The sequence below is a fragment of the Rhizobium sp. Rhizsp82 genome (assembly GCF_047325115.1).
Classification (GTDB): Bacteria; Pseudomonadota; Alphaproteobacteria; order Rhizobiales; family Rhizobiaceae; genus Rhizobium.
In genome coordinates, this window is the sequence record NZ_CP168570.1 from 3,062,169 (window position 1) to 3,088,092 (window position 25,924).

Genomic DNA, 25,924 nt, shown 5'->3' on the forward strand with positions numbered 1-25,924 from the left:
TGTACTTTGAGACGACAGGTAACGCCGTCAGAGGAAGAACAGGAAGGCCAAGAAGACAGTGATCGCCAGGATCATGCAGCTGCCGTTGAACACCAGAACGCCATCCTCGACGTCGCGGATCGTCGCCGTGTCGCGTCCGGCGCCGTTGATCATCGGCTCGCTGACGACGATGCCGGAATAGACGCGCGGGCCGGCGAGCTGCACATCGAGCGCGCCTGCCATCGCCGCCTCCGGCCGCCCGGAATTCGGCGAACGGTGCAGCCCGCCATCGCGGATCGCCACTTGGACGGCTTCCTTGCAGGCATGGGCGCCGCGGCGCAGCCAGGCACCGGCAGCGATCAGCAAGATCGAAAGCCGCGCGGCGGGCCAGTTGGCGATATCGTCGAGCCGCGCCGAAGCCCAGCCGAAGTCGATATAGCGGTCGGATTTGTGACCGATCATCGAGTCCGCCGTATTCAGCATCTTATAGATGAAGAGGCCCGGCAGGCCGAGCACCGCATACCAGAGCGCCGGCGCAACGACGCCGTCGGAGAAGTTTTCGGCGAGACTCTCGATCGCCGCGCGACAAACACCCGGCTCGTCCAGCGTCTCCGGGTCGCGGCCAACGATGCGCGACACGGCGCGGCGCCCACCGGCAATCCCTTCCGAGCGAAGCGCGTCCGCAACATCGGAGACGTGATCGGCAAGGCTCTTCTGCGCCAGGAAGACCGCGACGCAGATCACTTCCAGAACGATGCCGATGACGCCGAAGAGATTGAAGAACCAGTGCAGCACCAATCCGGCGATCGCGCTGCCGAACAGCAGGCCGGCAATCGACGCCGTTCCGTTCAGCCGCCGCTCGGGCCGCGTCAGCGTCTCGCCATTATAGGTGCGGTCGAAATAGGAAATCGCCTTGCCGAACAACACGACCGGATGCGGCACCCGCGACCAGAGCCACTCGGGATCGCCGGCGATCCGGTCAAGAAGCAGGGCCAGAAGAAGTACGAGCAGATGTTCGTCGATCGTCATGCGTCAAAGCTTTCCAGTGCGGCCGCCAGCCTGCGGTCCGCAGATCGGTCTGGCCCGAGGCCGAAGCGCAGCCAATGAGGCGCGTAGTCGAACCTGCGAACCAGAATGTGATGCCGGCAGAGATGCCTATAGAGATCGCCGGCGCGTTTGTCTTCGACAAGCGTGAACAAGGCTGCGTTACCGGTGACCGCCAGGCCTGCAGCCTCGAGCACCGCGACAAGCCCCGCATTCCGCTCGGCAATCCCGGCAACGATCGGCGCGGGGTCGCTCAGCAGCAATGCAGTAGCGATCGACAGAGCCGGGCCGGAGACAGCCCAGGGACCAAGCCAATCCTCGAACTTCGCCCGCAGGCTGTCTTGAGCGATGACGAAGCCGAGGCGCAGACCCGCAAGGCCGAAGAACTTCCCGAAAGACCGGAAGATGATCAGGTTGGAGAGCTCGGCCGCCGATGGCACAAGACTTTCCCCGCGCGCGATGTCGCCGAAGGCCTCATCGACAATGAGATAACCGCCCCTCGCCTTCAGCGTATCATGCAGATGGATCAGGCTGTCGCGATCATGCAGCCTGGCGGTCGGATTGTTCGGATTGACCGCGACCGCCAGCATCGTGCCGTCACCAATCTCATCAAGGCTGGAAACGGTATCCACCTCGCATCCGGCGCTGCGAAAGGCCTTCTCGTATTCACCGTAGGTGGGCGATACCACCGCCACGCGGCTTCCCGGCACAACGAGGCGCGGCAGCAGTTGGATGACCGACTGCGTGCCGGGCACCGGCAACGGCGAGAGCGGCCCGCTACGATAATAGTCGCGCGCCGCTTCGACGGCGGAATTCAGCAAATGCCGGTCGGGCAGCCGGTGCCATGCGGATTGCGGTATTTCGGGCAACTTCACCGGACAGGGATTGATACCCGTAGACAAGTCGAGCCAGTCCTCCGGCCTGCCACCGAATTCGGCGGCGGCAGCGGTGATCCCGCCGCCATGCACGATCGGACCGCTCATGCCGTTTCCCCGGAGAGATCGATCATATGCATATAGGACCCGGCCACCTGCCCGCGCCGCAACCCGGCCTGACCGAGATCGGTGCCGAGCGCATCGGTCACCGAAAACAGCCGGTCGGCATCGCCTTCCGAGACGACGGTCGAATAGTGAAACTCATGCCCGGTCATCGGCGCTTCAAAGAAGCCGCTATCGACGGGCCGGACACGACGATAGCCGAGATGGCGGCTGCGCTTTTCATAGCTCGTCACCAGCGGCAGCAGGCCGAGCATTTCGTGCCTGACACCTTCAGCATCGACAAGCCCCTCGCCCAGCGTCATGTATCCACCGCACTCGCCGTAAATCCGTGTCCCGCTCTTCGCGGCATCCAGCATCCCGCGCCGGAAATTCGCGGCAGACGCGATCTCTCCGGCATGCAGTTCGGGATAACCGCCCGGCAGATAGATCGCATCGGCATCGGCCGCTGGCGCCTCGTCGGCGAGCGGCGAGAAGAAGGAGATCTCCGCCCCGCGGCGGCGCCAGCCGAGCAGCATATGCTCGTAGCAGAAGGCAAAGGCGATATCGCGCGCAACGGCAATCTTCTTGCCTAGGGGCGGCAGACGCCTGATGTTAGCGGTCGAGGCGATGTTCAGCCCCTGCCGGGCGATCCGCAGCAGGAATTCGAAATTGCACTCGTCCGAGACTGCCTCGGCAGCATGATCGATGAAGGCTTCGAGGCCGGCATGCTCCCCGGCCTGAACGAGGCCGAGATGCCGCTCCGGCAGCGCCAGCGTCTTGTCGCTGCGGATGACGGCGACGACAGGCATGCGGATCGCGTCGAGCGCGGTGCGCAGCATCATCTCGTGACGCTCGCTGCCCACCTTGTTGAGGATCACGCCGGCAATCCGCACATCGGCGCGGAAGCTCGCGAAGCCGCTGACCAGCGGCGCGACCGACTGCGACATTCGCGAGGCATCGACGACGAGTACGACGGAGAGCCCGAGCATCGCCGCAAGATCGGCCGCGGTGCCCTTGCCGTCGGCGGCGCCATCGAAGAGACCCATCATCGCCTCGATGACGAGAATGCGGTCGCCCTGGCGATGGATCGCCGCATTGGCCGAAATCAGCTCGCGGCGCATCGCCCAGGGGTCGAAGTTGAGGCAGGGCGCCCCGCTCGCAGCCGCATGAAAGGCCGGATCGATATAATCGGGCCCCGCCTTGCCGGGCGCCACCGCCACGCCGCGATTGCGCAGCGCGCGCAGAAGCCCGAGCGTGATCGTCGTCTTGCCCGAGCCGGAGGACGGTGCCGCGATCAGGAGGCCGCTCATGCCGTCTCCTTTCCGCTCTGCCGGAAGGGATCGGGCTGAAGGCGGCGTCCGCCGAGGGCGCCGAGCCAGTCGAGCGACGAACGCAGCCGCACCACCTCGCCGACGACGACGATCGCCGGCGGCTCCAGTCCGGAGGCTTCGACCGCAGCAGCGGCTTCGCCAAGCGTGGTTTCCAGCACCTGCTGCCCGCTGGTGGCCGCATTGCAGACGAAGGCGACGGGTTCGTCAGCCTTGCGCCCGGCAGCCATCAGCGACGAACTGATCTGCGCGATATGCTTCATCGCCATATACATGACGATAACGGGCGAGCCCCGCCCGATGGCATCCCAGTTGATCGCATCGGGAACGATCCCCGAAGAATCATGCCCGGTGAGGAACGTCACGGCATGATTGATATCCCGGTGCGTCACCGGAATGCCGGCATAGGCGAGCCCGCCGATCCCCGCGGTAATGCCGGGCACGATGCGGAACGGAACATTGTGCTCGACGAGCGTCAGCGCCTCCTCACCGCCTCGGCCGAAGACGAAGGGATCGCCGCCCTTCAGCCGCAACACGCGCTTGCCGGAGCGCGCCAATTCCACCAGCCGCAGCGAGATGTCGCGCTGCTTGGCCGACGGCTTGCCGCCGCGCTTTCCGGCATATTCGAGGATGGCATCCGGCCTTGCCAGTTTCAGGCATTCCTCGTTGACCAGCGCATCGTGAACGACGACATCGGCCTCCGAAAGCCCCTTGGCAGCCAGCAGCGTCAACAGCCCGGGATCGCCCGGCCCTGCACCGACGAGCCAGACGGTTCCCGGCTCCAGTGCCGGCAGATGGGCGAACGCATTCTCGATCATAGAGGTGGTCTATGCCCGCCATTCCGCGAGGTCAACGGCAACGGCGTCATGGCAATCGCCAATTGCCGTCTGACAGCCGACTCAATTTACGAAGAAGCCGACTCAAAATCTGAGCAGACGGCCGGATGAATTTGATTGGACTCGACAAAACGGGGCCGGACGCAAAACGCCCGACCCTCTTGGGGCGTCAGGCCCGGAGAAGCGTATCGCGGATGAGATCGATGACCTCTTCCGACTTGATGCCGGTGCAGACGGTCTGGCTCGGCAGGTTGTCCCAATCGCCCGGCGGGAAACGGCGCCCGTCCGGCTTGACGATCGTCTGGCCATCAGCAATGCCGCCGCAGACGACGCGCACGGCGCCCGTAACAGTGGTGAACAGCTCCGGCGCCACGACGTAGACGCAGGCGCAGCTGTCATGCACCATCATGCCGTCTTCGACGGCGTGCTTGTAGAAGTCGATATAGAACTGCGAAAGGTCGTTCAGCAGCTTCACCGCCGCATCGCCCTTGTCGGCCGCCGCCTTCAGGTAGCTGCGGCTCATCGTCGTGATCGCGGTGACATCGAGACCGATGATCGCCACCTTCCACGGCGCCGTCATCACGGCATCGGCGGCTTCCGGATCACCATGAATATTGGCTTCGGCGACCGGCGAGACATTGCCCGGCACATAGAAATTGCCGCCCATGATGACGACCTGCTTCACCAGCTTGGCGATCTCAGGATCTTCCTTCAGCGCCAGCGCCAGATTGGTCATGCGGCCGACGGCAACCAGCGTCACCTCGCCCGGATTGGCGCGAACGGTTTCGATGATGAAGCGGTGCGCCGGGCGCGGATCGGTGGGAAGGTCGATGGTCGCGGGGACACCGATATTGCCGAGACCGTCATCGCCATGCACGAAGGTCGGCCAGCCGATCTCCTTGCGCGACGGATCGAAGGTGACGTTGGCGCCCTTGGCAACCGGGGCGGCAATGTTCCATTCGCGCTTAAGGAACAGCGCATTGCGCGTCGTCGTTTCGATCGAGGCATTACCGAAGATCGTGGTGATGCCGATCAGATCGATTTCCGGATGACGGTGCAGGAAGAGGAGCGCCATGGCGTCATCGACGCCCGGGTCCGTGTCATAAATGACCTTATGCATGAAATATTCCTTCTCATTCTCGTCGCAGATGCCCTGGGGCGCTCCGCGAGCTGGCAGCCACCATAACGCCCGCTATTCTTTCTGCAACAGCATGCGCGCGACAGCCGCCGTCGCATGCGCCGATTTGATCTTGGGTACCACGAGCTCCGCGTCTGCCCCCGCCGCAGCAAGTGCAGCCGATTCCGCCACGCCATGGCAGCCGACACGGGCAAAGACGATGGCTGAGGGATTCCTGATCCGCGGCGTCTCTTCTTCCAGCCGCGCAGCGGTGAAGAAGGAGACGGCAACGCCGAGCTCATCGGCCACAGCGAGGATCGCCAGCTCCTCCCTGCGGCTGTCGATCGAAGCGATGGCTGCGACATCATCCGCACCGATCGCCGCAGCCTCCAGCGCCTGCCGCGCCAGCGCCGCAACCTCGGCAGCATCCGCTCCCCGGTCGCAGCCGAGGCCGAGAACGTAGAGCCTTGCCCTGTCTGTGCTGGAGCCGGTCATCTGCGGAATCCGAAAGGAGAAAACTGTGTCCCCGCAGCCATTGCAGCCCGGGGCCGGAAATGCAACATGGCGCCGATTTCCATCACGCCTGCATTCAGAGTCCTTCCTTGTCCGATATTGCCCCCCATCTTCTCGCCCTTCTCTGCCTCGCTGCCTTCTGTGCCGGTTTCGTCGATTCCATCGCCGGCGGTGGCGGCCTGATCACCGTTCCCGCCATGCTGATCGCCGGCATTCCGCCGCTGCAGACGCTCGGGACCAACAAGGTGCAGTCGATGTTCGGCGCCGCGTCCGCGACACTCGCCTATTCGCGCAAGGGCCATGTGAACCTGCGCGAGCAGCTGCCGATGGCAATGATGGCGCTGATGGGCGGCGCACTCGGCGCCGCGCTGGCAACGATCGTCCCAGGCGACGTCCTACGCGCCATCATGCCGGTGCTGCTGGTGGCCATCGCCCTCTACTTCGCCTTCAAGCCGAACCTGAACGACCTCGACACCCATCGCCGCATTACGCCCTATCTCTTCGGCATGACCTTCGTGCCGCTGATCGGCTTCTATGACGGCGTCTTCGGACCCGGCACCGGCTCCTTCCTGATGCTCTCCTTCGTCACGCTTGCCGGTTTCGGCATGCTGAAGGCGACGGCCCATACCAAGCTTCTGAACCTCGGCTCGAATGTCGGCGCGCTGATCGTCTTCGCTTCCTTCGGCGCGACTCTCTGGACCGTCGGTCTGATGATGGGCGTCTGCCAGTTCATCGGCGCGCAGGTCGGCTCGCGGCTTGCGATGCGCACCGGCGCCAGGCTGATCAAGCCGCTGCTCGTCGTCGTCTGCATCGCCTTCGCGATCAAGCTGATCGCCGATCCGGCCAATCCGCTGCGCGTCTGGCTCGGCGTCTAGGGTTTTTTCCTAGCCCGCCTTGCCGAACTTGATCGCATCGATCTTCGTCAGCTTGGTCTTGGCGGAAACGCCGGGCGCATTGGCGAAATGCCAGGTGACATACTGCTCGGCATAGGGATCGGTGGACGACATGCCATCGACGGGCAGCACCACATCCATGCCCTTCAGCGCCGCATAGGCGGCCGTGTTCAGCACCGCACCTTCGGACGCCGTGCCGGTGACGATCACCGTCTTGATATGCCGGTCGGCGAGGATCTTTTCCAAGTCGGTATTGATGAACTTGTTGGCGCCCGACTTCACGATCGGATCGCCACCCTTCGGCGCCAGCACCGTCGCGATATCTTCCGGCGCCGCGTTGGAGGTGATGCTGTAGACCACGGGCGTCCCGCTATCGCGCGCCTCCTTCATCAGCTTCGCCACATGCGGCAGCTCGGCGATGCAGCGCGGCTTGACCTTGGTGTTGCACGGCCCCTTCTCCGGGTTCTGCGCCCCGTTGAAATCGAGAAGCAGCAGCGCCGTCGTCGAGGGATCGACCGTCACCTCGCCGAGCTTGGGTGCCGCCGGCGCCTTGATCTTCTTCCACTCGTCGACAATGGTCGCCGCATGCGCCGCCGATATACCCGCGACGGAAACGATGATCGCGATACCCGCGCTACGCATCACTGATGGAAAACCCATGACATCCTCCTTCTCGAAATCCTGACGGAAATCTTCTGACCGCGACACGCACTGTCAAATCACCAAGCCGCGAGCATGATTACCTCTCGCGTAATTGATGAGCGGCCACCCTTTGCCGATGATCGCCCTGCCTGGACGAACCGGGCGATCACAAGGAGACAGAGAATGACCGACGCGACCAACAAGGCCGAACGCTACATCGCCATCTGGAACGAGGAAGATGCCGGCCGCCGCAAGGCGCTGATCGCCGAAGGCTGGACCGAGAACGCCGTCTATATCGACCCGCTGATGCGCGGCGAAGGCCATGAGCAGATCAACGCCCTCGTCGAAGCCGTTCAGACCCGCTTTCCCGGCTTCCGCTTCAATCTGATCGGTGCAGTCGACGGCCACGGCGACAACCTGCGCTTTTCCTGGGGTCTCGGGCCCGATGGCGGCGAGGCTGTCATCAAGGGAACCGACTTCGCCCTGCTCGAAGACGGCCGCCTGAAAGCCGTACACGGGTTCCTCGATCTCGTTCCGGAAGCCGCATAATGATCCCGTCAGCCCGCTCTCTTGGTGACCACCTCCGCGAATGGCGCAAGCTTCGCCGCATGAGCCAGCTCGATCTGGCGCTCGAAGCCGAGATTTCGCAGAGACACCTGAGTTTCATCGAGAGCGGGCGCTCGACGCCCAGCCGCGACATGCTGCTGCATCTGGCAGAACGGCTCGGCGTGCCGCTTCGCGACCGCAACCCGATGCTGCTCTCTGCCGGCTATGCCCCGCTCTTTGCTGAACGCTCCCTCGACGATCCGGCGCTGAAGCCAGCCCGCCAGGCGATCGACATGGTGCTGAAAGCGCATGAGCCATTCCCGGCGCTCGCCATCGATCGTCACTGGACGCTGATATCAGCCAATGCAGCGATCGCGCCGCTCCTGCGCAATGTCAGGGACGCAAGCCTGCTCGAAGGCCCGGTCAACGTGCTCCGCCTCAGCCTGCATCCCGAGGGACTGGCGCCCGATATCGTCAATCTCGCGGAATGGCGCGCCCACCTGCTGGAACGGCTTCGCCAGCAGATCGACATGACTGCCGACCCGATCCTCGGCGGCTTGCTCAAGGAACTGCAACAGCTCTCGCCCGGCGGTGAACCCGCCGATGAGGCCAGACACGACTATGCGGGAATTGCCGTTCCTCTGAAACTGCGCACGACCGGGGGAACGCTATCGCTGATCTCGACGACGACGGTGTTCGGCACGCCCGTCGATGTCACGCTCTCGGAACTGGCAATCGAATCCTTCTTCCCCGCCGACGAGGAAACGGCTGCGCTTCTCAGGGGAATGATAGACTAGAACAGCGCCAGCAGCAGCGCGCCGCCAGCAATCATCGCCACTCCGAGCCAGTTCACCAGCCCGAGCTTCTCGCCGAGAAAGACGACGCCGAACACGGCGACGAGAACGATGGAGAGCTTGTCGATCGGCGCGACGCGGGCCGCATCGCCAAGCTTCAGCGCCCGGAAATAGGCGAGCCACGACGCGCCCGTCGCCGCGCCCGAAAGCGCCAGGAACAGCCACGTCTTGCCTGATATGCTGGAGATCGGCTGCCACTGGCCGGTCGCAGCGACGATCGCCGTGATGATCAGGATGATGACGACGGTGCGGATCAGCGTCGCCAGATCCGAATTGACGCCGGCCACCCCGATCTTGGCGAAAATTGCCGTCAGCGCCGCAAAGGCCGCCGAAAGCACCGCCCAGAATAGCCAGCTTTGCGTCATCAGAACTCCACGCCGGGCTGCCCCTTGATGCCGGAACGGAACGGATGCTTGATCAACTCCATCTCGGTCACGAGATCGGCAAGCTCGATCAGCTCGTCCTTGGCATTGCGGCCGGTCAGCACGACATGAGTCATATAGGGCTTTTCATCCCGCAGGAATGCGACCACTTCGTTCACGTCGAGGTAGTCGTAGCGCAGCGCGATATTGATCTCGTCGAGCAGCACCATCGAATTGCGCTCGTCGCGGATCAGCTCCTTCGCCTTCTCCCAGGCGGCGGCGGCGGCGGCCACGTCACGGGCGCGGTCCTGCGTCTCCCAGGTAAAGCCCTCGCCCATCGTGTGGAACTGGCAGATATCGGAGAAATGCTTCTCGATCAGATCGCGCTCGCCGGTCCACATCGCCCCCTTGATGAACTGCACCACGGCCGACGGCTTTCCATGGGCGATATGGCGGAAGATCATCCCGAAGGCCGAGGACGACTTGCCCTTGCCCTTGCCGGTGTGGACGATGATCAGGCCCTTCTCATCGATCTTGGTGGCCATGATCTTGTCACGGGCAGCCTTCTTCTTCGCCATCTTTTCGTTATGGCGGGCATCGTCTTTCTCGCCGGTTCCTACAGTCTCTTCGCTCATCGTCATGTCCAGTCTTATGCTGTTTCAGTATGGATATGGGGCGCTAAGTCGAAGCGCGCCGAATTGCTGCGCGGCGTCCAGAGGCGCCTGTCGATCGCCTCCATCAGCCGCTCCTTCATCTCTTCAAGTGCGGCCGGGTTCTTCTCGGCCATGAAATCGCGCACCTTGGGATCGGCGACGAAGGCCTGATAGACCGCCTCGAAATGATGATTTCCGACGGCACCCGTCGTTGCCGCGAAGGCGAAGAGATAATCGACGGTTGCCGCGATCTCGAAGGCGCCCTTGTAGCCGTGGCGCATGACGCCATCGATCCATTTCGGATTGACGACGCGCCCGCGCACGACTCGGCCGATCTCCTCCTCGAGCGAGCGGATCACCGGCTTTTCCGGCCGCGAATGGTCGTTGTGATAGATCGATGGTCTGACGCCGCCGACATGCTCGGCCGCCGCCGCCATCCCGCCTTCGAACTGGTAGTAATCGTCGCTGTCGAGCAGGTCGTGCTCGCGGTTGTCCTGGTTCTGCACCACCGCCTGGATCGACCGCAACCGCTCCTCGAAAATGCCACGCTCGGCCCGGCCTTCCTCGGCCGCACCATAGGCGTAGCTGCCCCAGACCAGATAAGCCTCGGCCAGATCGGCGCGCCGCTCCCAGCCCTTCTCGTCGATCAGCGCCTGCAGCCCGGCTCCGTAAGCGCCGGGTTTCGAACCGAAGACGCGATAACCGGCCCGCTTCATCGCGGAAGCTTCGTCCAGACCAGACGCCGCAAGCCGCATGGCTTCGCCGCGCATGCGCGCCGCAATCGGATTGTCGTCAGCATCCTCATCGAGAGCGCCGACCGCCCTGACAGCCTTGTCGAACAGCGCGATCTGTTCCGGAAAGGCGTCGCGGAAGAAGCCGGAAATGCGCAGCGTCACATCCACCCGCGGACGGCGCAGCATCGCAGGTGGAATGATTTCATAGCCGGTGACGCGGCGCGAGGTCATGTCCCAGACCGGCTTGACGCCGATCAGCGCCAACGCCTGGGCGATATCGTCCCCGCCCGTGCGCATGTTCGACGTACCCCAGGCCGTCAGCCCGAAGGACACCGGCCACTCGCCATGATCCTGTACATAGCGGCGCACCAGAAGCTCGGCGGATTTTTTGCCGAGCTCATAGGCGGCCGGCGTCGGGACGGCGCGGCTATCCACCGAATAGAAATTCCGCCCCGTCGGGAGAACGTCGGGACGCCCGCGTGTCGGGGCGCCGGAGGGGCCGGGAGGCACGAAACGGCCGTCGAGACCGGTGAGGAGCGCCGAGATTTCGGCGTGGCCGCAGGCGAGAATCGAAGGTTTCAGGTGGGATTCGATGGTGGTGAGCACCTGCCGGGTTTGCGGCCAGGTGGAAGGGCACTGTGTTTCGCCGGAGACCAACTTGGCGGCGAGCAGCTCGATGCGCTCGACGGTGTCGCCATGGGTGCGCCAGGGGCTGTCGAGGATGTCGGCGAGGATCGCCGGTCTGGGGCCAGTCCAAGGGGCGGCCATGTTGCAGTCGAGGGGATCGAAAGGCGTATGAGGAGGGGCACCCCCCTCTGCCTTGCCAGGCATCTCCCCCACAAGGGGGGAGATTGGCTGGGCGGACCCGTTCGCCTCAACCTTCATTGTTTGGGGAGAAGCGTCCCGCGAGTCGATCTCCCCCCTTGTGGGGGAGATGTCCGGCAGGACAGAGGGGGGTAGAGCCGCACCCGCAACACCCAATCCCAAATCCAAAGCAATCGCCCGCTGCAAACTCTGATCGCCACCCTCGGCGAGCCCACGCGGCACCCGCGCCAGCGCCACGGTCAGGTCGGTCAGCAACCGCCCCTTGGGCGACACGCCGAACACATGCAACCCATCACGGATCTGCATTTCCTTGAGATCGCAGAGATAGGCGTCGAGCTTCTTCAGCGCCTCGTCCTCAGCCTCACCCTTGGCAATCCCGGCATCGCTGTCGAGACCGATATCGGCGACAAGATCGAGGATCTGTTTCGACAGCAGCCGGATGCGACGCGGATCGCCGCCGGAGGCCTCGTAATATTCGTCGACCAGCGCCTCCAGATCCTTCAGCGGTCCGTAGCTTTCAGCCCGCGTCAGCGGCGGCGTCAGGTGGTCGATGATCACGGCGGCGGTGCGGCGCTTGGCCTGCGTGCCCTCGCCGGGATCGTTGACGATAAAGGGATAGAGATGCGGCAGCGGCCCGAGGATCACTTCGGGATAGCATTCCTCCGACAGCGCCAGCGCCTTGCCCGGCAGCCATTCGAGATTGCCGTGCTTGCCCATATGGATGACGGCATCGGCGCCGAATTCCTGGCGCAGGAAAGCGTAGAAAGCGAGATAGCCATGTGGCGGCACCAGATCCGGCGAATGGTAGCTTTCCTTCGGATCGATATTGTAGCCCCGCGCCGGCTGGATGCCGATCAGCACGTTGCCAAGCCGCGAAAACGGCAGGGCAAAGCCGCCATCGACGAAATAGGGATCCGCCTCCGGACTGCCCCACCGCGCCGTCACCTCGTCTTGAATCTTTTTCGGAAGACTTTTGAAGAAAGTCTTGTACCGACTCGAGGAAAGCCGCTCACGGATCACGCGCCCATCGCGCCCGGAATTGGTCGGCCCGTCCATCAGATGCCGCATCAGCGCATCGCCGTCAGCCGGGTACGCATCGACGCCGTAACCCGCCTCGCGCAACGCCTTCAGCACCTCGACAGTCCCGGCGGGCGTATCGAGCCCGACCCCGTTGCCGAGCCGTCCGTCGCGGTTCGGATAGTTGGCCATCACCAGCGCCACCCGGCGCTCCGCTACTGTCTTGCGCCGCAGCCTCGCCCAATGGGCGGCAAGTTTGGCCGTGTAGCGCATCCGCCCGGCATCCGGCTCGCTGCCGACGATATTGGCCTCGACATTGGCATCGTAGCGCGCCGCCGCCTTGAACGACACGGCGCGCGACAGCACCCGGCCATCGACTTCGGGAAGCGCGACATTCATGCCGAGATCGCGGGCTGACAGGCCCTGTGAGGACCCGCTCCATGCCTCCTTCGAGGAGGCTGAAAAGATCGCCTGCAGCACGACGGCGCCGGTGGCTTCGAGGACAGTCGGCTGCCGGTCGGCGCCGGGGGCGGAGATGGCAAATCCTGTTGTGTTCACGACGACATCGGGTGCGGCCTCGGCGAAGACGCTCTGGATGATGCCCGTGGAGATGGGATCCTTGAGGCTGTAGGCAAAGACCGGCAGCGGCCGCAGGCCTTCCGCTGCCAGTGCCTCGATCATCGCTTCGATCGGCTTGGTTTCGCCGCTCTGGACGAGGGCTCGGTAGAAGCTGATGGCTGCGATGGGGGCTTCGGTGGAGGATAGGTCGCCCCCCTCTGTCCTGCCGGACATCTCCCCCACAAGGGGGGAGATCGACTCGTGGGACGCTTCTCCCCAAACAATCGAGGTCGAAACGAGCGGGTCCGCCCAGCCAATCTCCCCCCTTGTGGGGGAGATGCCCGGCAAGGCAGAGGGGGGTACCGCAACCCGCAGCATCTCCGCCGAAAGCGTCCGCCACTCCTCGACCCCGACAACACCCCGCCCCGGCCACCAGATCCCCGCCTTCATCAGCGGCGCAGCCGCACCCGGCTTCTCTCCACCGGCAATCATCGCCGCCGCATAATCCAGAAACCGGCGCGAATTCTCGTCGCCGCCCTCGATCAGGTAGGACCAGAGCGCATTGAGATCATCGAGATCGACATTGGAAAACGGCGTCAGCCCCGCATCCGGCTTGGAATCGCCAGGCAGCACCGCAATCCGAGCGCCACTGCGGGCCGCGCAGGCATGCAGCGCCTCCAGAGCATAGTGAAAATAGCTGGCACCACCGAGCGCCCGGACGACGATCAGCTTCGCGTGCCGCGCCGTCCGCTCGACATAGGCATCGACGGACATCGGGTGTTTCAGGCTCATCAGGCTGGCGACGCGCAGCGTCAGCGGTGAACCGCCGCCCTGACTGTAGGCGGCGGCGATCGCCGAAAGCTCCGTATCCGCCGCAGAAAGGAACAGGATATCGCCGGGTGACTGGCCGAGATCGATCGCCTCGTCACCATCGCTGATCGTTCCTTTCTGGGCGAGGAGCAGATGCATGGATCAGACCAGCGCCTCGATCGCCTTGCGCACGGCGGCTTCGCCCATGTCGTGCAGGCCGATGACGACGAGGCGCGTGCCACGCGTTTCACCCGGCGCCCAGGCCCGGTCGAAATACTGGTCGATACGGCTGCCAACAGCCTGGATCTGCAGGCGCATCGGCTTGCCGGAGACGTCGGCAAAGCCCTTCAGGCGCAGCACATCATGCTCTGAAATTACGCCCTTCAGCTTCTCGATGAAACCGGCAGGGTCGGCAAGCGTGCCGAGCTCGACGACGAAGCTGTCGAACTCGTCGTGGTCGTGCGGCGTGCCATCCTCATGCTCCAGTTCGTGATGGGACTTGCGGTTGGCGATATCCTCTTCCGTGCCGATGCCGAGGCCGAGCAGAACGCTGGCCGGGACATCGCCGTTCTTCGCTTCGATCAGCGCGGGCTTGCGGGCGATGCGCGACGCAACCTCATCCCGGACGCGGATGATGCCGGCCGCATCGAGCAGATCGGTCTTATTGAGGACGATGAGATCGGCGCAGGTCAGCTGATCCTCGAACAGCTCCTCGATCGGGCTTTCGTGATCGAGGGATTCGTCCTCGACACGGCGCGCCTCGACGGCGTCGTGGTCATCGGCAAAGCGCCCGGCAGCGACTGCGGCGCTATCGACCACGGTGATGACGCCATCGACGGTGACTTCGCTGCGGATATCCGGCCAGTTGAAGGCAGCGACCAGTGGCTGCGGCAAAGCCAGACCCGAGGTCTCGATGACGATATGGTCGGGGCGCTGGTCGCGCTCCAGAAGCTTGGTCATCGTCGGAATGAAATCGTCGGCGACGGTGCAGCAGATGCAGCCATTGGTGAGCTCGATGATGTCGTCCTCGGTGCAATTTTCAGCACCGCAGCCCTTCAGCACATCGCCATCGACGCCGAGATCGCCGAATTCGTTGATGATCAGCGCGATCTTCTTGCCACCGGTGTTGGAAAGCAGGTTGCGGATCATCGTCGTCTTGCCGGCCCCAAGGAAGCCGGTGATCACGGTTGCGGGGATTTTCTGCTGGTTCATTCGTTCAACCCTTCATCTTCAGCGGCAGGCCTGCCGCGATAAAATACACGTCCGCGGCGCAGCCCGCGATCATCTGGTGGAGCCGCCCCGCATGGTCGCGAAAATCCCGCGCCATCCGGTTTTCGGGAACGATCCCGAGGCCGACTTCATTGGAAACAAGAACAAGCCGCGCCTTCGCCTTCGGCAGCCAGGCCGCGAGCGCGGCACTTTCCGCCGCCACATCGCGCTCGTCCGTCATCAGATTGGTGACCCACAGCGTCAGGCAATCAACCAGGATCGCCCGCCCCTCGCCGTCGATCGCCGCCAGCCGTTCGGCAAGCTGCAGCGGCTCCTCATGCGTCTGCCACGACGGCCCGCGATCGGCCCGATGCTGATCGATCCGCGCCCGCATCTCCTCATCCCATGCCCGTCCCGTCGCCACATAGTGACGTTCGAGACCGGTATCGGTGATGAGATTTTCAGCGAAGCGGGATTTGCCGGACCGGGCGCCGCCGAGGATGAAAGTCGCACTGCTCATGCGAAGGCCGCCGTCTCTGCGCGGCTATCCCATACGCCTCCCTCATTCCTGTGCTTGGCACAGGAATCCAGCGTGCCCAAGTCCTTGGGCACAGAAGACTCTTTTCCGTGGTTCGATTCATTCACGGCGCGGACGCGCCGCTGCTGGATTCCTGTGACATCCAGTGGGCGCAGTCCTAAGACCACAGGAGTGAGGGAAACCCTCTGAGGCGCCGCACATAGCGGCATGAAAATTCTCGTTTCAGCCATGACAACCTCCGTGCTGGCAGCGGGCGGGAATGCCCAAGGGGCTCTTCGCCCGGCACAGATGGCAGGTCTCCTGGCTCGCGGTTGTCGGCCCCGACAGGGACGGCCGAAAGGCCATCCCTGATCGTGCCAGCGGATCTTCCTCGCCTTCCCGGCTGCATTTTCGTGAAAAGGCGGACGATTCGTAGAATAAGAGGCGTCCTGCCCCGGCTGATCACGATGCATTTCCAGTGGCTTTTCCGGTGTCCATCAGTCATTGCCCTGCTGCGGAATGCAGCGATGAGGCAGTGGTGCCGGTGCACCGGATGGAAGACCCTGACCGCTCTACAGTCGCGGGGTCGGCTGTGATGAAGGCGCCCGGTTTGGGTCCGCCCCGTCACATTCCCTTTTCATCCCGGGCAGCAACCGCTGCCCCGGAACCATCCGTAATTGAACGCATCGTTAGGCGTGCGGCCACGCGAAGTCAATCGATGCCAGGACGATCCAAACAGCCCGCTCTTAACCCGACTGAGTCTACCAAACAGATAGTCTATTAAATTCATTGACTTAAGTCGAAATTTCACTTGCGGCCGCCTCTCTTTTGCTGCAATTGCTCGCGAAATCATGCGGCGCAAAAAGCGCGCTTCCTTGATCCTGCATTCCATCGCCTAGTTCTCTCACCATGCTCACGAAAACCGACATCGGCCGCCTGGCGCGGCGCCATCTCAAATTCGATATGGCGCGGCTGCGCGCGCTGGCGCGCCAGAATGAAATGGGCATGGTTTTCGCGGGCGGCGCTGTCGGCATCATCGCCGGTTGCGCGGTGACCGGCATGAGTCTGATCTCGCGCGAAATGCACAGCCTGATCTTCGGCATCAGCGATGTAGATCGTCTCAGCTCGTCGGAGATCGACAACAAGCTGCTCCTGCTCTTGGCGCCGATCTGCGGCGGTCTGCTTCTCGGTCTGCTGCTGTTCATCCTCAGCAGAACGCGCAAGAAGCCGATGGTCGACCCGATCGAGGCGAACGCGCTGCATGGCGGCCGGCTGTCGCTGACCGATAGCGTGATCGTCGCCATCCAGAACCTGATTTCAAACGGCTTCGGCGCCTCCGTCGGCCTCGAGGCCGGCTATACGCAGCTTGCGGCCGGTCTTGCCTCCAAGCTCGGCCTGAAGCTGCAGTTGCGCCGCGCCGATCTGCGCGTCCTCGTCGGCTGCGGCGCGGCCGGTGCCATCGCCGCCGCCTTCAACGCGCCACTGACGGGCGCCTTCTACGCTTTCGAGCTGATCATCGGCACCTACACGATCGTCTCGCTGACCCCCGTGGTCGTCTCCGCACTGCTCTCGACGCTGATCGCCCGCCTGCTGGCCGGCAGCGACTTTACCATCGATGTCGGCCAATTCGGCAGCGTCGTTCCGGCCGACTACGTTCCGGCGATCCTGCTCGGCGGTTGCTGCGCCGGTGCCGGCATCCTGATCATGCAGGGCGTCTCCTTCATCGAGGAACTGGCGCGAAAGAGCTCGGTGCCGACCTATGCCCGCCCAGCGCTCGGCGGCATCGTCGTCGGCCTGCTGGCGATGATTTCGCCGCAAGTGCTCTCGGCAGGCCATGGCGCCCTGCATCTCAACCTGTCGCACCAGGTGGCGATCCCGGCGCTGATCGGCATTCTGCTGTTGAAATCCTTCGCCTCCGCCGTATCGATCGGCTCCGGCTTCAGAGGCGGCCTGTTTTTCGCCTCGCTGTTCATGGGCGCCCTGCTCGGCAAGCTCTTCGCCTATTCGGCGCCGTTCTTCGCGCATGCGTCACTGACACCGGAGGTCTATGCCGTCGTCGGCATGAGTTCGCTCGCCGTCGCCATCATCGGCGGACCGTTGACGATGACCTTCCTGGCGCTCGAGATCACCGGCGACTTCCCGATCACCGCCCTGGTGCTCGCCGCTGTCATCACATCCTCGCTCGTCGTGCGCACCACCTTCGGCTACTCCTTCGCCACATGGCGCTTCCATCTGCGTGGCGAAAGCATTCGCAGCGCCCATGATGTCGGCTGGATCCGCAACCTGACGGTCGGCAAGCTGATGCGCGCCGACGTGAAGACCGCCAATGTCGCGACCTCCGTCGAGGAATTCAAAAAGACCTTCCCGGCCGGTTCGACGCAGCGCGTCATCCTCGTCGATGACACCGGCAAATATGCCGGCCTCGTGCTCGTTCCCGAAATCCATTCCAATCCGATCGATACGGATGACGAGGGCAAGGGCCTGGAGAGCTTCATCCGCTACAAGAACGACTTCCTGCAGCCGCAGATGAACGCCAAGCAGGCCGCCGCGATCTTCGACAAGACCGAGAGCGAAGCGCTGGCCGTGCTCAACAATCTGATCGAGCGAAAGGTCGTCGGCCAGCTCAGCGAAAGCCATACGCTGCGCCGTTATACGGAAGAACTGGACCGCCGCCGCCGCGAGGTTTCTGGCGAAATCTAGCCCAGCAGCCGCTGCAGCCAGTCGCGGTCGAGATGGCGCTCCAGCTCGGCCGCCACGTCATCCAGCGCCCTGTCGACGCTTTCGGCATAGCTCTTCCGTTCGCCTGCGAGACCAAAACTTTCGAGCAGTCGCGCGCGGTAGGAGTCGCTCGAAAACAGCCCGTGCAGATAGGTGCCCATCACCCGGCCATCGGTGGAGATCGCACCGTCAGGCAAGCCGTCGATTTGGGCCGACGGGCGGTCGCAATCCGCGCCTTCCGTCACGCCCAGATGGATCTGATAGCCGGAAAGCGGCGTGCCATATTCGGCGGAGACCGCGCGGCTGTTGCGCACGACCTTTTCCGGCGCCATTACCGTCTCGACGTCGAGAAGGCTAAGCCCGTCCGTCTCAGCCGCACTGCCCTCGATGCCGAGTGGATCGTGAACCTTGCGCCCAAGCATCTGGTAGCCGCCGCAAATGCCGATCACCCGCCCGCCACGCCGCATATGGGCCGCGAGATCGCGGTCCCAGCCGGCTGCGCGGAAATCCGCGAGATCGCTGATCGTCGACTTCGAGCCCGGCAGAACGACGAGAGCGGCATCATCAGGAAGACTGTCGCCGGCCTTTACGAAGACAAGCTCGACATCCTCTTCCGCGCGGAGCGGATCGAGATCATCGAAATTGGCAATCCGCGGCAGCACGGGTACGGCGACCTTCAGCGCCGCCGGTCTTCCGCGCGCCAGCTTTTCGAGAACGACGGAATCTTCGGCCGGAAGACCGCCGGCAGCCTTCAGCCACGGCACCACGCCGAAACACGGCCAGCCCGTATAGCGCCCGATCGCGGAGATCCCGTCATCGAAGAGCGAAACGTCGCCGCGGAACTTGTTGATGATATAGCCGGAGATCATGCCGCGATCCCGCTCATCGAGGATCGCATGCGTTCCGACCAGCGAGGCGATGACGCCGCCGCGGTCGATATCGCCGACCAGCACGACCGGCACGCCCGCCCGCGTGGCAAAGCCCATATTGGCGATATCGCCCGGCCGCAGATTGATCTCCGCCGGAGATCCCGCGCCCTCGACGATGACGAGATCGGCGCCTTCAGAAACCGTCGCGAAACTGGAGAGAACATACTCGAGCAGCTGCGGTTTCAGGCGCTGATAGTCGCGCCCTTTCGCCTGCCCCCAGACCTTGCCCTGAACCACGATCTGGCTGCCATTCTCCGATTGCGGCTTCAGCAGGATCGGGTTCATGTGAACGGAGGACGGCGTGCGCGCGGCAAGCGACTGCAGCCACTGCGCCCGGCCGATCTCGCCGCCGTCATCGGCGACGGCAGCATTGTTCGACATGTTCTGCGGCTTGAAGGGACGAACGGTCAGCCCGCGATTGGCCGCCAGCCGGCAGAGCCCGGCGACGAGCACCGTCTTGCCGACATCCGATCCTGTTCCCTGAAGCATGATGGCTCTGGTCATGGATGACGCCTACAACGCGTTGCCGCGCGCGGTCAACGGCAGGTCCCAAAACGCGAAAACCGCGCCAGCCGGGAGCCGCGCGGTTTGCCGTAAAACTCTGGCGTATCGCCCATACACGGCGAAACTCGTGCTCTCCGGGACGCAGAACCTGATCCGGAGAACCGGCGGTTTGTCCCCCGCCGTGGTTACACTGATAGCGCGACATTCTTACCGGAGAGTTATTGAGCTCTTAAGCAAAGATGAATTTCGACCTTTTTTGAACTTTTATTGACCGCGACGCGAAACCGACTCCTGCACTCACCTAACGGAAAGTTGCGCGAACCCGTAATATTAGCCGATACAAATCAAAGATTTAGCCCAGAAAAATTCAACCTGAGAAAGTTGATCTCAACCTTTTCGGCATTACCATCGGCAAAATAAAAAATCACAAGTGGAACAAAGGAAGCGCAGATGAAGGCCGCATTGAGAATGCTGTTCCTGTCAGCCATGGCCTGGGCCTGCGCTTCAGCTGCCGTAGCGGCAGGTTGCGGCGCGGTGACGATCGCCGAGATGAAGTGGGGGTCGGCTGCGATCGCTGCCAATTTCGACAAGATCATCCTGGAGGCCGGCTACGGCTGCAGCGTCGAGATCGTCCCCGGCGATACCATGCCGACTTTCGCATCCATGGATGGCAAGGGCACGCCCGATATCGCGCCCGAGCTTTGGGTCAAGGGCGTCGAGATCGAGCTCTCCAAGGCGATTGCCGCCGGGCGGCTGGTCGAGGGCGCCGAGATCCTCGCCGACGGCGCGGTCGAGGGCTGGTGGATCCCGAAATTCGTTGCCGATGCCAATCCGTCGATCAAGACGATCGAGGATGCGCTCGCAAGGCCCGATCTGTTCCCCGATGAGAACGACCCCGCAAAAGGCGCGGTCTTCAACTGCCCGACGGGTTGGAGCTGCAAGATCACCACGCAGAACCTGTTCAAGGCCTACTATGCCGAAGCCAAGGGCTTCAACCTGATCAGCGCCGATACGCCGAAAGACCTGGACGCCTCGATCGCCGATGCCTTCGAGCGCAAGCGCGGCTGGCTCGGCTACTACTGGGCGCCGACCGCCCTCATCGGAAAATACGACATGATCCGCCTCGGCATGGGCGTTCCCTATAGCGAGATGGAGTGGAACACCTGCACGGCGGTCTCCGGCTGCGCCCGCCCGCGGCGCAATGCATACCCGACCTCGCAGGGCGTCACCGTCACCACGAAGGCCTTTGCCGATCGCGCCGGCCCGGCAATGGACTACCTGCGCAAGCGCAGCTGGGATAACGGCACGATCAATGAGGTATTGGCCTGGCAGGACGAGAACAGCGAAAGCAGCCGGAACGCCGCCGTCTATTTCCTGGAGAACTATCCGCAGCTTTGGACCACCTGGGTTCCCGAAGAGATCGCCGCACGGGTCAAGCGCGCGCTCTAAAGCGCTGCAAGCTTCGCGAAGGCCAGAGCGGGCAAAAGGAAGAACCGATAACGACCGCGCCTCTGTTGCGCGCCAAAACGATTTTCTTGAGGTACCCGATGACCCCAGCCGCTTCCTTCCCCGATCGCGAAACCGTTGCCCAGAAGTTTGCCGGCGCCAGTGACGCCGACAAGTCCTATATCGAATTGCTGATGGAAAACGTCGCGCAGGACGACAATCTGGTCGATGGCCTGCACCGCTATCTCGATCTCTCCGCGGAGAGCCGCTTCCTGAATTCGCTGAAGCTTGAGACGACGGGGACATGGATCGGCACGGCTGCACCTGCCCGTCTTCAGATCCGGTTGATGGAGGCCGCCAAGTCGAGCCAGCATCCGGCCTATCAGGCCTTCCGCAATGGTCTCTCCCGCTCCGGCGGCCTCGAAAAGGCTTATCCGGCAGCCAAGATCTGATCGTTAATGGCGCGCCGCGCGGTCAACCGAGCGGCCGGCATCCTGCGTGGCGTTGACGGCGTTGGCCGTATCGCGGCCCATGCCGCGGATCGTGTTGCCGCAGGAAGACAGGGCGAGCAGAAGCAGGAAGGCAGCACCGATTTTGGCTGTCGTCGTCATTTTGGAAATCCTTTGCAAATATGACCTCTCCAAAGCGGCGGGCGCCGCTCCGGGCGATTAACGCGCCAAAGCCAAAAAGGTTCACGCCAATAATGGCTTAGGCGGCGACGGCCTTGGCTTTTTCGGCAAAGGCATGGCGAATGCTGTCGGCCACCGCCTGCATCGGCCCGGAAAGCTGCGATGCCGTCAGCAGCCGGATTTCGAAGGAGCCGAGTTCCGGCAAACCTTCCTGAGCGCCGAGGATCACCATGTCTTCGCTGACATAGGAGCGCGGCAGCGGCGCGATCGCCAGATCGGACACCACGGCAGCGCGCTGCGCCATCGTGTGACCGCTGAGATAGGCGACGCGATAAGGCCGCTTGTTGCGCTCGAGCTGCGCCAACGCTTCCTGGCGCCAGATGCAGCCCTCTTCCCATATCGAGATCGGCAGCGGCTCCTTGCGATGCGCCGTGCCGCACTTGGCACCGGCCCAGACGAGCTTCTCGCGATAGACGATCTCGCCGCCGGTCGGGAAAGGCCTGGTCGCGAAATTGACGAGCGCCAGATCGAGGCGCTGCTCTTCCATCCGCTTCTTCAGGCCGATGCTCATGTCGATCGTCACATCGACCATGATGCCGGGATAGCTCTCGGCAAAACTCTTCAGAATGCTCGGCAGCAGCCGCTCGCCGATATCTTCAGGTGCGCCGAGACGGACGACGCCGCTAAGTTCGGGCATGATGAAGCGCGACACGGCCTCGTTGGAGAGCGCCAGGATGTTGCGCGCATAGGTCAAGAGCAGCTCGCCATGCTGCGTCAGCGTCACCGAGCGCGCGTCGCGCATGAACAGCGTCGCGCCGAGCTGTTCCTCGAGCTTCTTGATCTGCATGGAGACGGCCGACGGCGTCCTGAACACCGCTTCGGCCGCAGTCGAAAAATTGCCGGTTTCCGCGATTGCCACGAAGGTGCGCAGAACGTCGTTATCGAGAAGCGGGATAGGCCTGCGAAAGGGCATCGTCATCGGCGCATCTTTCAATTTTTCTGAATTTAAACACCATATCATTTCGTTTGTTTGAAAGTCAATCGAACCTTATATTTTACTCATGGCTGAAACACGAACACAGGAGGCCATGATGACTGACACTGTACAGACCGCAATTGACGCCTTCTTCGCGCTCCGCTCGCGGCAGATCCAGCGCACCGCCTGGAACAACACGATGCGCCAGATGACGGCCCTGCCCCATCACCTGATCGCCGATGTCGATCCTTACGCAGCCGCCGCAGCCGAGCGTGAGCTGATGACGAAGAGCTTCAACAAAACTGATGGTATCCATAAAATCAATTCGTTTGATTGATGGATAGCAAGATCTAATATGTGGAACAGGCGCAACACGCCTGACGAACAAAGGACGAGGACAATGACCACCATCACCTATCGCGAGAGCAAGAGCTCATCCGGCCTGCATTTCGACGTAGGCAGCCTTCTTCAGAAGGTTTCGCACTCCTGGCAGCAGTGGCAGGCAGCGCGTGAAATCGAATCCATGCCGTTCGACATCCGCAAGGACGTTGGCTACCCGTCGGCAGAAGCCGCGGACGAACGCAAGGTTATGTAATGAATGCGACATACCTCCCAGCGTGAGGGCGGCGTCCTGCCACTGGCAGCGCCGCCCTCATCGTTTCCGGGCGGCAAAATTTAATCTTGAATTTCAGAAGCATATATTTGAAAGCAGTTTCACCGCGCGACTTTTGACCCTCGCTTTGGGCAATTGACGGAAGCCCTTTCCGACAATGTCGCAAAATTGCTCTTACTAGCCGCATATTTCCATGCGAATGTCGCTTTTGGAACATCTAGGCGACGCATTTCAGGCAACCAATATGCATCGCCCTCCAGCATGGATTTTGCTCAATGAACAAGATGCTGACCAAGAAGCGCTCTCTCGTCTTCTTCATGGTTCCCCAGTTCACCATGCTGCCGTTCTCGGCGGCGATCGACACACTGCGCATCGCCAACCGTATGCTCGGCTATCAGGCCTATACCTGGCGCCTCACCTCGGTTGACGGCAACAAGGTCTATTCTTCCTGCGGCATCGGCGTTGAAGCGAACTCCTCGCTCGCCGAAGAGCGCCGTCATCTCGGCGGCGAGAACCGCCCGAGCATGGTGCTCGTCTGTTCCGGCATCGATGTCGAGGACTTCAACAACAAGTCCGTCAACGCCTGGCTGCGCGAAAGCTATAACCGCGGCGTCGCCGTCGGCAGTCTCTGTACGGGCGCGCATCTGCTTGCTCAGGCAGGGCTCCTGAATGGCAAGCGTTGCGCGATCCACTGGGAAAACCTGCCGGGCTTCTCCGAAGCCTTCCCGCAGGCCGAGGTCTATGCCGATCTCTATGAAGTGGACAGCAATCTCTATACCTGCGCCGGCGGCACCGCCTCGCTCGACATGATGCTGAACCTCGTCGGCCAGGATTTCGGCGAAAGCCTCGTCAACCGCATCTGCGAGCAGCACCTGACGGACCGCGTCCGCAGCCCGCATGACCGCCAGCGCCTGCCATTGCGCGCCCGCCTCGGCGTCCAGAACGCCAAGGTTCTCTCCATCATCGAGCTAATGGAAGGCAATCTCGCCGAGCCGCTGTCGCTGCTGGAGATCGCCGATGGCGCCGGCCTGTCGCGCCGCCAGATCGAGCGCCTGTTCCGCCAGGAAATGGGCCGTTCGCCTGCTCGCTACTATCTGGAAATCCGCCTCGACCGCGCCCGCCATCTCCTGGTGCAGTCGTCGATGCCTGTGGTCGAAGTGGCCGTCGCCTGTGGCTTCGTCTCCGCCTCGCACTTCTCCAAGTGTTATCGCGAACTCTACAACCGCTCGCCCCAGCAGGAGCGTGCCGAACGCAAGATGACCATGGCAACGGCGCGCCAGGCGCTGGCAGCCTGAAAATAGCGGGATTGGACATTCGGAGCGGCGCCTATTGCGCCGCTTCTTCCGTCATGCGGGCATCCGAATAGACCATGTTCCGGCCCTTGTGCTTGGCCATGTAGAGGAACTGGTCCGCAGCGTTCAGATAGTTTTCGAAGGTCTCGTAGCCGGCAATTTCGGCAACGCCGATGGAGACCGTCACCGACAGCTCCTCGTCGTCGGCCGAAACCTTGAGCCGCGACAGATCCGAGCGCACCTCGTCGCAAAGCTTCGTCGCCGCCTGCGAATCCATCATCGGGAAGAGAATGGCGAATTCCTCGCCGCCGAGGCGCGATAGAAGATTGTCGCTGCCCTCGAAGATCGTCGCCAGCCGCGCGGCCACCGCGATCAGCACCTTATCGCCGATCTCGTGACCATAGGTATCGTTCAGCCGCTTGAAATGGTCGATGTCTAGAATGGCGACCGAGCTCGCCGACTTCTGCCGCAGACATTCGTTCACGACCTTCGGGCCGTAATCATAGAAATAGCGCCGGTTATAGAGACCCGTCAGATAATCGCAGGCGGCGGCAGCGCGCAGCTGCTTCATCTGCGTCAGCGTCTCGACATTGTTGGCGATACGGCACTGCAGCTCCTCGGCAACGAAGGGCCGGTAGACGAAATCGCTCGCCCCGGCCTTCAGGAAACTCGCCGAAAGCATCCTGTCGTTCGACGAGGACACACCGATCACCCGGATCTTGTCGGAGCCGAAGCGATGGCGGATGCGCCGCGTCAGCTCGTAGCCGCTCATGTCAGGCATGTGATGATCGGTGACCACCAGCTCGATGTCGCTATAGGCCTCCAGCGCCGCCAGCGCCTCCAGCCCAGAATTGGCTTCAACCACCATATATTGCTGCGCCGTCAGGAGATCGACCAGCACTTGACGCGCCGATGCGACGTCATCGACGACAAGCACCCGCGTCTTGCGATTGGTGATCGCCCTGCGGACGGTCGAGACCAGATTGTCGAGCGCGAATTCATTGTCCTTGAGCACATAGTCGATGACATTGCGCTCCATGATCCTGTTGCGCGTCTCGAGGTCGAATGTCGCGGTAAAAACGATCGCCGGGATCTTGTGCTCGATCGCGCAGTCCAGCGCCTCGCCATAGGGCGCATCCGGCAGATTGAGATCGACAACGGCCATTGTGTAGCCGTGAGAATCCTGGGCCAGCGCCTCCTGCAGCGCCTTGAGCGAAGGACAGGCTTTGACGTTCAGGCCGAGCTCCGTCTGGAAGCGATGGCACAAAACCGCGGAAAACATGCGGGAATCTTCAACCAGCAGTATCTTATGGCCGCCGAAACGCGGCGCGGAACTGTCCCGATTGAAATCCGCCTGGAAAGCCATTCAGTCCCCTACTCCCCGTGCTGCAAGAGAGAGTCGA

25 protein-coding genes and 1 riboswitch are annotated in these 25,924 nt (G+C 62.8%); of the genes, 9 read left to right on the forward strand and 16 right to left on the reverse strand.

Annotation, left to right across the window (positions count from 1 at the left end; translation table 11 throughout):
• Positions 1-27: 27 nt before the first annotated feature.
• The 6 genes from cbiB to ACEN84_RS20245 form a co-directional block, all read right to left on the reverse strand.
• A complete protein-coding gene (gene cbiB, locus ACEN84_RS20220) occupies positions 28-1,008 on the reverse strand; it encodes an adenosylcobinamide-phosphate synthase CbiB (RefSeq protein ID WP_112715203.1) in 981 nt (326 codons plus the stop codon).
• Positions 1,005-2,006 (reverse strand): threonine-phosphate decarboxylase CobD, encoded by a 1,002-nt coding sequence (cobD, locus tag ACEN84_RS20225; RefSeq protein WP_413709695.1) that lies wholly within the window; start codon positions 2,004-2,006, stop codon positions 1,005-1,007. The genes cbiB and cobD overlap by 4 nt, the downstream gene beginning before the upstream one ends.
• Complete coding sequence (locus tag ACEN84_RS20230) at positions 2,003-3,310, reverse strand: cobyrinate a,c-diamide synthase (protein ID WP_413709696.1); 1,308 nt, start codon at positions 3,308-3,310, stop codon at positions 2,003-2,005. The genes cobD and ACEN84_RS20230 overlap by 4 nt, the downstream gene beginning before the upstream one ends.
• Positions 3,307-4,146 carry a uroporphyrinogen-III C-methyltransferase gene (cobA, locus tag ACEN84_RS20235; protein WP_413709697.1) on the reverse strand — a complete coding sequence of 280 codons (840 nt, stop codon included), beginning with the start codon at positions 4,144-4,146 and terminating at the stop codon, positions 3,307-3,309. The genes ACEN84_RS20230 and cobA overlap by 4 nt, the downstream gene beginning before the upstream one ends.
• Positions 4,147-4,333: 187 nt before the next feature.
• On the reverse strand, positions 4,334-5,284 hold the full coding sequence (locus tag ACEN84_RS20240) for a nucleoside hydrolase (RefSeq protein ID WP_413709698.1): 951 nt from the start codon (positions 5,282-5,284) through the stop codon (positions 4,334-4,336).
• Between the two features lie 72 nt (positions 5,285-5,356).
• Positions 5,357-5,776 carry a cobalamin biosynthesis protein gene (locus ACEN84_RS20245; RefSeq protein ID WP_413709699.1) on the reverse strand — a complete coding sequence of 140 codons (420 nt, stop codon included), beginning with the start codon at positions 5,774-5,776 and terminating at the stop codon, positions 5,357-5,359.
• A gap of 107 nt (positions 5,777-5,883) precedes the next feature.
• On the opposite strand from ACEN84_RS20245, the gene ACEN84_RS20250 reads away from it, so the two are divergent.
• Positions 5,884-6,669, forward strand: a complete 786-nt coding sequence (locus tag ACEN84_RS20250; RefSeq protein WP_130278095.1) for a TSUP family transporter — start codon at positions 5,884-5,886, stop codon at positions 6,667-6,669.
• A gap of 9 nt (positions 6,670-6,678) precedes the next feature.
• Here ACEN84_RS20250 and ACEN84_RS20255 read toward each other — a convergent pair whose 3' ends face one another.
• Positions 6,679-7,347 (reverse strand): cysteine hydrolase family protein, encoded by a 669-nt coding sequence (locus ACEN84_RS20255; RefSeq protein WP_413709700.1) that lies wholly within the window; start codon positions 7,345-7,347, stop codon positions 6,679-6,681.
• 165 nt (positions 7,348-7,512) lie between these two features.
• On the opposite strand from ACEN84_RS20255, the gene ACEN84_RS20260 reads away from it, so the two are divergent.
• Positions 7,513-7,878 (forward strand): nuclear transport factor 2 family protein, encoded by a 366-nt coding sequence (locus ACEN84_RS20260; RefSeq protein ID WP_413709701.1) that lies wholly within the window; start codon positions 7,513-7,515, stop codon positions 7,876-7,878.
• Positions 7,878-8,672, forward strand: coding sequence for a helix-turn-helix domain-containing protein (locus tag ACEN84_RS20265; RefSeq protein ID WP_413709702.1), 795 nt, complete (start codon positions 7,878-7,880; stop codon positions 8,670-8,672). The genes ACEN84_RS20260 and ACEN84_RS20265 overlap by 1 nt, the downstream gene beginning before the upstream one ends.
• Here the strand turns inward: ACEN84_RS20265 and ACEN84_RS20270 are convergent.
• From ACEN84_RS20270 to cobU, 5 genes are read right to left on the reverse strand one after another with little or no spacing between them, the layout of a single operon-like run.
• A complete protein-coding gene (locus ACEN84_RS20270) occupies positions 8,669-9,094 on the reverse strand; it encodes an EamA family transporter (protein ID WP_130278092.1) in 426 nt (141 codons plus the stop codon). The genes ACEN84_RS20265 and ACEN84_RS20270 overlap by 4 nt on opposite strands.
• Positions 9,094-9,726, reverse strand: a complete 633-nt coding sequence (gene cobO / locus ACEN84_RS20275) for a cob(I)yrinic acid a,c-diamide adenosyltransferase (RefSeq protein ID WP_413709703.1) — start codon at positions 9,724-9,726, stop codon at positions 9,094-9,096. Before cobO ends, ACEN84_RS20270 begins: the two co-directional genes overlap by 1 nt.
• Before the next feature lie 14 nt (positions 9,727-9,740).
• A complete protein-coding gene (cobN, locus tag ACEN84_RS20280) occupies positions 9,741-13,847 on the reverse strand; it encodes a cobaltochelatase subunit CobN (RefSeq protein ID WP_413709704.1) in 4,107 nt (1,368 codons plus the stop codon).
• Between the two features lie 3 nt (positions 13,848-13,850).
• Entirely contained in the window at positions 13,851-14,900 is a 1,050-nt protein-coding gene (cobW, locus tag ACEN84_RS20285) for a cobalamin biosynthesis protein CobW (RefSeq protein WP_413709705.1), read from the reverse strand.
• Positions 14,901-14,904: 4 nt separating this feature from the next.
• Positions 14,905-15,417, reverse strand: a complete 513-nt coding sequence (gene cobU, locus ACEN84_RS20290; protein ID WP_413709706.1) for a bifunctional adenosylcobinamide kinase/adenosylcobinamide-phosphate guanylyltransferase — start codon at positions 15,415-15,417, stop codon at positions 14,905-14,907.
• A 290-nt stretch (positions 15,418-15,707) separates the two neighbouring features.
• Positions 15,708-16,101, reverse strand: a riboswitch (cobalamin riboswitch).
• Positions 16,102-16,323: 222 nt separating this feature from the next.
• Here cobU and ACEN84_RS20295 point away from each other — a divergent pair.
• Complete coding sequence (locus ACEN84_RS20295) at positions 16,324-18,114, forward strand: chloride channel protein (protein ID WP_199629103.1); 1,791 nt, start codon at positions 16,324-16,326, stop codon at positions 18,112-18,114.
• Here ACEN84_RS20295 and ACEN84_RS20300 read toward each other — a convergent pair.
• Positions 18,111-19,565 carry a cobyric acid synthase gene (locus tag ACEN84_RS20300; RefSeq protein ID WP_413709707.1) on the reverse strand — a complete coding sequence of 485 codons (1,455 nt, stop codon included), beginning with the start codon at positions 19,563-19,565 and terminating at the stop codon, positions 18,111-18,113. The two genes, ACEN84_RS20295 and ACEN84_RS20300, sit on opposite strands and share 4 nt — an antisense overlap.
• A gap of 450 nt (positions 19,566-20,015) precedes the next feature.
• Between ACEN84_RS20300 and ACEN84_RS20305 the strand changes: the two genes are divergently transcribed.
• Both ACEN84_RS20305 and ACEN84_RS20310 read left to right on the forward strand, forming a co-directional pair.
• Positions 20,016-21,014: a glycine betaine ABC transporter substrate-binding protein gene (locus ACEN84_RS20305; RefSeq protein WP_413709708.1), complete on the forward strand. Its 999-nt coding sequence runs from the start codon at positions 20,016-20,018 to the stop codon at positions 21,012-21,014.
• Positions 21,015-21,112: 98 nt separating this feature from the next.
• Positions 21,113-21,463, forward strand: a complete 351-nt coding sequence (locus ACEN84_RS20310) for a hypothetical protein (protein ID WP_112715237.1) — start codon at positions 21,113-21,115, stop codon at positions 21,461-21,463.
• Positions 21,464-21,466: 3 nt separating this feature from the next.
• Here ACEN84_RS20310 and ACEN84_RS20315 read toward each other — a convergent pair whose 3' ends face one another.
• On the reverse strand, positions 21,467-21,622 hold the full coding sequence (locus ACEN84_RS20315) for an entericidin A/B family lipoprotein (RefSeq protein ID WP_112715239.1): 156 nt from the start codon (positions 21,620-21,622) through the stop codon (positions 21,467-21,469).
• Between the two features lie 97 nt (positions 21,623-21,719).
• A complete protein-coding gene (locus tag ACEN84_RS20320) occupies positions 21,720-22,661 on the reverse strand; it encodes a LysR family transcriptional regulator (protein WP_413709709.1) in 942 nt (313 codons plus the stop codon).
• A gap of 70 nt (positions 22,662-22,731) precedes the next feature.
• On the opposite strand from ACEN84_RS20320, the gene ACEN84_RS20325 reads away from it, so the two are divergent.
• The 3 genes from ACEN84_RS20325 (at position 22,732) to ACEN84_RS20335 (ending at position 24,524) form a co-directional block, all read left to right on the forward strand.
• Positions 22,732-22,953, forward strand: a complete 222-nt coding sequence (locus ACEN84_RS20325) for a hypothetical protein (protein ID WP_148194699.1) — start codon at positions 22,732-22,734, stop codon at positions 22,951-22,953.
• A 63-nt stretch (positions 22,954-23,016) separates the two neighbouring features.
• A complete protein-coding gene (locus ACEN84_RS20330; protein WP_112715245.1) occupies positions 23,017-23,211 on the forward strand; it encodes a hypothetical protein in 195 nt (64 codons plus the stop codon).
• Positions 23,212-23,504: 293 nt separating this feature from the next.
• Positions 23,505-24,524, forward strand: a complete 1,020-nt coding sequence (locus tag ACEN84_RS20335) for a GlxA family transcriptional regulator (RefSeq protein WP_112715247.1) — start codon at positions 23,505-23,507, stop codon at positions 24,522-24,524.
• A 31-nt stretch (positions 24,525-24,555) separates the two neighbouring features.
• On the opposite strand, the gene ACEN84_RS20340 is transcribed toward ACEN84_RS20335, so the two are convergent.
• Positions 24,556-25,887 carry a diguanylate cyclase gene (locus ACEN84_RS20340; RefSeq protein WP_413709710.1) on the reverse strand — a complete coding sequence of 444 codons (1,332 nt, stop codon included), beginning with the start codon at positions 25,885-25,887 and terminating at the stop codon, positions 24,556-24,558.
• Positions 25,888-25,924 lie beyond the last annotated feature (37 nt).

Bases quoted from the DNA above. Each gene is read 5' to 3' on its own strand.
- ACEN84_RS20295 (WP_199629103.1), top strand. From the start codon at position 16,324: ATGCTCACGAAAACCGACATCGGCCGCCTGGCGCGGCGCCATCTCAAA.
- ACEN84_RS20300 (WP_413709707.1), bottom strand. From the start codon at position 19,565: ATGACCAGAGCCATCATGCTTCAGGGAACAGGATCGGATGTCGGCAAG.
- ACEN84_RS20240 (WP_413709698.1), bottom strand. From the start codon at position 5,284: ATGCATAAGGTCATTTATGACACGGACCCGGGCGTCGATGACGCCATG.
- ACEN84_RS20315 (WP_112715239.1), bottom strand. From the start codon at position 21,622: ATGACGACGACAGCCAAAATCGGTGCTGCCTTCCTGCTTCTGCTCGCC.
- ACEN84_RS20335 (WP_112715247.1), top strand. From the start codon at position 23,505: ATGAACAAGATGCTGACCAAGAAGCGCTCTCTCGTCTTCTTCATGGTT.
- cobO (WP_413709703.1), bottom strand. From the start codon at position 9,726: ATGAGCGAAGAGACTGTAGGAACCGGCGAGAAAGACGATGCCCGCCAT.
- ACEN84_RS20260 (WP_413709701.1), top strand. From the start codon at position 7,513: ATGACCGACGCGACCAACAAGGCCGAACGCTACATCGCCATCTGGAAC.
- cobW (WP_413709705.1), bottom strand. From the start codon at position 14,900: ATGAACCAGCAGAAAATCCCCGCAACCGTGATCACCGGCTTCCTTGGG.
- cobN (WP_413709704.1), bottom strand. From the start codon at position 13,847: ATGCATCTGCTCCTCGCCCAGAAAGGAACGATCAGCGATGGTGACGAG.
- cobD (WP_413709695.1), bottom strand. From the start codon at position 2,006: ATGAGCGGTCCGATCGTGCATGGCGGCGGGATCACCGCTGCCGCCGCC.
- ACEN84_RS20305 (WP_413709708.1), top strand. From the start codon at position 20,016: ATGAAGGCCGCATTGAGAATGCTGTTCCTGTCAGCCATGGCCTGGGCC.
- ACEN84_RS20265 (WP_413709702.1), top strand. From the start codon at position 7,878: ATGATCCCGTCAGCCCGCTCTCTTGGTGACCACCTCCGCGAATGGCGC.
- ACEN84_RS20320 (WP_413709709.1), bottom strand. From the start codon at position 22,661: ATGATATGGTGTTTAAATTCAGAAAAATTGAAAGATGCGCCGATGACG.
- ACEN84_RS20245 (WP_413709699.1), bottom strand. From the start codon at position 5,776: ATGACCGGCTCCAGCACAGACAGGGCAAGGCTCTACGTTCTCGGCCTC.
- cobA (WP_413709697.1), bottom strand. From the start codon at position 4,146: ATGATCGAGAATGCGTTCGCCCATCTGCCGGCACTGGAGCCGGGAACC.
- ACEN84_RS20230 (WP_413709696.1), bottom strand. From the start codon at position 3,310: ATGAGCGGCCTCCTGATCGCGGCACCGTCCTCCGGCTCGGGCAAGACG.
- ACEN84_RS20330 (WP_112715245.1), top strand. From the start codon at position 23,017: ATGACCACCATCACCTATCGCGAGAGCAAGAGCTCATCCGGCCTGCAT.
- cobU (WP_413709706.1), bottom strand. From the start codon at position 15,417: ATGAGCAGTGCGACTTTCATCCTCGGCGGCGCCCGGTCCGGCAAATCC.
- ACEN84_RS20255 (WP_413709700.1), bottom strand. From the start codon at position 7,347: ATGGGTTTTCCATCAGTGATGCGTAGCGCGGGTATCGCGATCATCGTT.
- ACEN84_RS20325 (WP_148194699.1), top strand. From the start codon at position 22,732: ATGACTGACACTGTACAGACCGCAATTGACGCCTTCTTCGCGCTCCGC.
- ACEN84_RS20310 (WP_112715237.1), top strand. From the start codon at position 21,113: ATGACCCCAGCCGCTTCCTTCCCCGATCGCGAAACCGTTGCCCAGAAG.
- cbiB (WP_112715203.1), bottom strand. From the start codon at position 1,008: ATGACGATCGACGAACATCTGCTCGTACTTCTTCTGGCCCTGCTTCTT.
- ACEN84_RS20270 (WP_130278092.1), bottom strand. From the start codon at position 9,094: ATGACGCAAAGCTGGCTATTCTGGGCGGTGCTTTCGGCGGCCTTTGCG.
- ACEN84_RS20340 (WP_413709710.1), bottom strand. From the start codon at position 25,887: ATGGCTTTCCAGGCGGATTTCAATCGGGACAGTTCCGCGCCGCGTTTC.